The following is a 4,225-nucleotide window of genomic DNA, read 5'->3' as shown; positions in this document are numbered from 1 at the left end:
TGTGATCGTGACCGGCCTGATCGCCCGCTCGAGCCGATCGGGTCTCGACTGGTGGCGCGTCGCGCTCGGTGCCGTCGCGGGCGGCATCGCGGTCGTGTACGCGCTCGGCGTCCCCGGCGTCTCGCTCCTCACGGGGATCGCGCTTCAGGACTCTGCGCTGTCGAGCCTCGTGTTCGTGCCGGGCGATCTGATCAAGGCCGCCGTGGCGACGATGCTCGCGCTCGCCCTGTGGCGGGCCTACCCGCCCGCGTTCGCGTTCGCACCGGCTCCGCAGGCCGCGGAGCGCGTGTCCACCGACCGATGAGCACGCGCCCGGACGCCGCTGGACCCGCCGGCACGATCGAGCTCGACCGCGTGTCGGTCGCGCTCGGCGGCTCGCCGGTGCTGCGGGACGTGTCCGTGAGGCTCGAGCAGCGAAGGATCGCGGTCATCGGCGCGAACGGGTCGGGCAAGTCGACGTTCGCGCGGCTGTTGAACGGGCTTGTGATGCCGTCCTCCGGCCGCATCACGGTGCACGGACTCGACGTGGGCCGAGACGCCAAGCAGGTCCGCGAACGAGTCGGCTTCGTCTTCACGAACCCCGATGCGCAGATCCTGATGCCCACCGTCGCGGAGGACGTCGCGCTGTCCCTGCGCGGCTCCGGGCGGCCGCGCGCGGAGGTGGCGGCGCGCGTGACCGCGGCGCTGGAGCAGTACGGGCTCGGACACCGCGCGGATCAGCCCGCCTACAGTCTGTCGGGCGGGCAGAAGCAGCTGCTCGCACTGGTCTCGGTGCTCATCCGCGAACCGGCCGTCGTCGTGGCGGACGAGCCGACCACGCTGCTGGATCTCGGCAACGCGCGGAGGATCGGCGACCTGCTGCTGCGGGAGACCGCGGCGCAGGTGGTGCTCGTGACGCACGACCTCGAACTCGCCGCCCGATGCGACGTCGCGGTGCGCTTCGCGGAGGGCCGGCTGACCGAGGTGGGGCAGCCGAGCGACGTCATCGCACGCTACCGGGCCGAGTTCGCGGAGGCATCGCACCCGGACGGGTCGCCGTGATCGCGCTCTACCGTCCAGGTACGAGCCCGCTGCACCGCGGGCGCGCCGGCTTCAAGCTGATCGCGCTGGCGGTGCTGGCGCTCCTCATCTCGCTGGGCGCGAGGACGCCGCCTCTCGCTGCCGCAGCGATCCTCGTCGTCGTGGTGGCGTTCACGTGCGGCGGCTTCGGCCCCGCGACCTTCGCGCGTCAGCTGTGGGCGACGCGCTGGATCGCGGTCTTCGTCGCCGCGACGCAGCTGATCTTCCTGTCGCCGTCCGACGCGGTGGTGAACACGACGCGCGTGGTGTCGGTCGTGATGCTCGCGGGCCTGCTCACGCTCACCACGCGCACAGGCGATCTGCTCGACGCGCTGCAGCGCGCGCTCTCGCCGCTGCGGCGGATCGGCATCGACCCGTGGCGCGTCGGTTTCACGCTCACGCTCACGATCGCCCTCGTGCCGGTCGTCGCGGACTTCGCGGCGCGGATCCGCGACGCCCAGCGCGCCCGTGGCGTCCGGCTGGGACCGCGGGCGATCGTGACGCTGCTGGTGATGTCCCTGCGTCACGCCGACGACGTGGCGGACGCGCTCAGTGCGCGGGGCATCGCATGATCCGGGTCGGGGTGCATGCCGTGCGCGGCGCTGTTGTCGACGCCCAGACGCGCTGCGCGCACTGGGCCGGCCCGCTCGACGTGCTGGCCATCCTGTTCCCGTGCTGCGGACACTGGTATCCGTGCCATTCCTGTCACGAGGAGGAGGCGGATCATCCTGCCCGGCGCTGGCCCGCGCGCATGGGGGACCGGCAGGCGCTGCTGTGCGGCGGGTGCGGTGAGACGTCGTCCATCGCCGAATACCGGGCGGCGTCCGCCTGCGCGCGCTGCGGCGGCGCGTTCAACCCCGGCTGCCGGCTGCATCACGACCTGTACTTCGCGCCGAGCGCGTAGCGGGCCGCACGGGTGGTGCGGCCAGCGCCGGCGATCGGCGCAGGGGACCGCTCAGGGTGCGCCGCCTATACTGGGAGGCTGGCCCATCCCGATCCGGATTCCGGAGCCAGAACCACCTGTACACCGCGCTCCGCGCGGGGAATGGATGTCCGCTGTGCTCGCCGTGCACGACCTCGAGATCCGCGTCGGCGCGCGCATGCTCATGTCCGACGTCTCGTTCCGCGTGGGCCCCGGGGACAAGGTGGGTCTCGTGGGGCGCAACGGCGCCGGCAAGACGACGCTCACGAAGGTCCTCGCCGGCGACCTGATCCCGGCGGACGGGCGGGTCGACCGCACGGGCGAGCTCGGCTACCTGCCGCAGGATCCCCGCAGCGGAGACCCCGAGCAGCTCGCCCGCACCCGCATCCTCGACGCCCGCGGGCTCGGATCCCTGCAGCTGAGCATGCAGGAGGCCTCCGTCGCGATGGCGTCGGAGGACGAGAAGGTCGCCGCGAAGGCCATGAAGCGCTACGCGCGCGACATGGAGCGCTTCGAGGCGCTCGGCGGCTACACGGCCGAGGCCGAGGCCGCCACGATCGCGAACAACCTCTCGCTGCCGGACCGGATCCTCGATCAGCCGCTCAAGACCCTGTCGGGCGGACAGCGCCGCCGCATCGAGCTCGCGCGCATCCTGTTCTCGGACGCCGACTCGATGATCCTCGACGAGCCGACGAACCACCTCGACGCCGACAGCGTCGTGTGGCTGCGCGAGTTCCTCAAGTCGTACAAGGGCGGGCTGATCGTGATCAGCCATGATGTCGACCTCGTCGAGGAGACGGTCAACCGGGTCTTCTACCTCGACGCGAACCGCCAGGTCATCGACATCTACAACATGGGCTGGAAGCACTATCTGCGCCAGCGCGTGGCCGACGAGGAGCGCCGCAAGAAGGAGCGCGCCAACGCGGAGAAGAAGGCGTCGGCGCTGCAGGATCGTGCGGCCCGCTTCGGCGCGAAGGCGTCCAAGGCCGCCGCGGCGCACCAAATGGTCGCGCGCGCCGAGAAGCTGCTCGAGGGCCTCGAGGAGGTGCGTCAGGTCGATCGCGTGGCCGCGCTGCGCTTCCCGAAGCCCGCACCGTGCGGCAAGACGCCGCTCATGGCGTCCTCGCTGTCGAAGTCGTACGGCGCGCTGGAGATCTTCGCCGGCGTGGACCTCGCGATCGACCGCGGCTCGAAGGTCGTGGTGCTGGGGCTGAACGGCGCGGGAAAGACGACGCTGCTGCGCATCCTCGCCGGCGTGGACAAGAGCGACACGGGCCAGCTCGAGCCGGGGCATGGCCTCAAGATCGGCTACTACGCGCAGGAGCACGAGAACCTGGACGTCCATCGTTCCGTGCTCGAGAACATGGTGTCGGCCGCGCCGAACCTCAACGAGACAGAGGCGCGCAAGGTGCTCGGCTCGTTCCTGTTCACCGGTGACGACGTGCACAAGCCCGCGGGCGTGCTGTCGGGTGGCGAGAAGACGCGTCTGTCGCTCGCGACGCTCGTGGTCTCGAGCGCGAACGTGCTGCTGCTGGACGAGCCCACCAACAACCTCGACCCCGCGTCGCGCGAGGAGATCCTGGGCGCGCTGTCGCACTACGAGGGCGCTGTCGTGCTCGTGTCGCACGATGAGGGCGCGGTCGAGGCGCTCAACCCCGAGCGCGTGCTCCTGCTGCCGGACGGCGTCGAGGACATCTGGAACCGGTCGTACCTCGACCTCATCACGCTGGCCTGAGTCATCCGGCCGACCCGCCGTAGCGTCCGTTCCGGCCGCTGTCGAGGGGTTTGCGGCCGTCGCGGTGTCGTCGTGGGATGGAACAGACGAACAACGACATCGGAGGTGCCATGACCCTGGCAGACAAGAAAGTCGCATTCCTGTTCACGAAGGGCGTCGAGCAGGTCGAGTTCACGAGCCCGCGTGAGGCGCTGGACGCCGCCGGCGCGACGACCGTGCTGATCTCGCCCGAGGAGGGCACGGTGCAGGCGATGCAGGGAGACTGGGAGCACGGCGACGTGTTCGACGTCGACGTGCCGCTCGCCGAGGCGCGCGCAGACGACTACGACATGCTCGTGCTGCCCGGCGGCACGCTCAACGCGGACTCGCTGCGCCTCGAGAACGGGGCCGTCGATTTCGTGAAGGCGTTCTTCGACGCGGGCAAGCCCGTCGCGGCGATCTGCCATGCCCCGTGGATCCTCGCGAACGCCGGCCTCGCATCCGGGCGCTCGCTGACCTCGTACGCGTCG

General features: G+C 71.0%; 6 protein-coding genes. All 6 read left to right on the top strand.

Annotation, left to right across the window (positions count from 1 at the left end; all coding sequences use genetic code 11):
• Window positions 1-304 (top strand): biotin transporter BioY (locus RIF89_RS11445; RefSeq protein ID WP_309069238.1); only part of this gene is annotated, 304 nt, incomplete at its 5' end.
• Complete coding sequence (locus RIF89_RS11440; protein ID WP_309069237.1) at window positions 301-1,041, top strand: ABC transporter ATP-binding protein; 741 nt, start codon at window positions 301-303, stop codon at window positions 1,039-1,041. The genes RIF89_RS11445 and RIF89_RS11440, both read left to right, overlap by 4 nt.
• Window positions 1,038-1,631 carry an energy-coupling factor transporter transmembrane component T gene (locus RIF89_RS11435; protein ID WP_309069236.1) on the top strand — a complete coding sequence of 198 codons (594 nt, stop codon included), beginning with the start codon at window positions 1,038-1,040 and terminating at the stop codon, window positions 1,629-1,631. The genes RIF89_RS11440 and RIF89_RS11435 overlap by 4 nt, the downstream gene beginning before the upstream one ends.
• Window positions 1,628-1,963, top strand: coding sequence for a CHY zinc finger protein (locus RIF89_RS11430; protein WP_309069235.1), 336 nt, complete (start codon window positions 1,628-1,630; stop codon window positions 1,961-1,963). The genes RIF89_RS11435 and RIF89_RS11430 overlap by 4 nt, the downstream gene beginning before the upstream one ends.
• A 154-nt stretch (window positions 1,964-2,117) precedes the next feature.
• Window positions 2,118-3,716: a ribosomal protection-like ABC-F family protein gene (gene abc-f / locus RIF89_RS11425; RefSeq protein ID WP_309069239.1), complete on the top strand. Its 1,599-nt coding sequence runs from the start codon at window positions 2,118-2,120 to the stop codon at window positions 3,714-3,716.
• 110 nt (window positions 3,717-3,826) lie between these two features.
• On the top strand, window positions 3,827-4,225 hold a 399-nt coding region (locus tag RIF89_RS11420), incomplete at its 3' end, for a DJ-1/PfpI family protein (RefSeq protein WP_309069234.1).

Origin of the sequence: Microbacterium sp. (assembly GCF_031178525.1) — a bacterium.
Lineage (GTDB): Bacteria > Actinomycetota > Actinomycetes > Actinomycetales > Microbacteriaceae > Microbacterium.
Note: the sequence above shows the minus strand (reverse complement) of the source record. Positions and strands in the feature narration are given on the sequence as shown.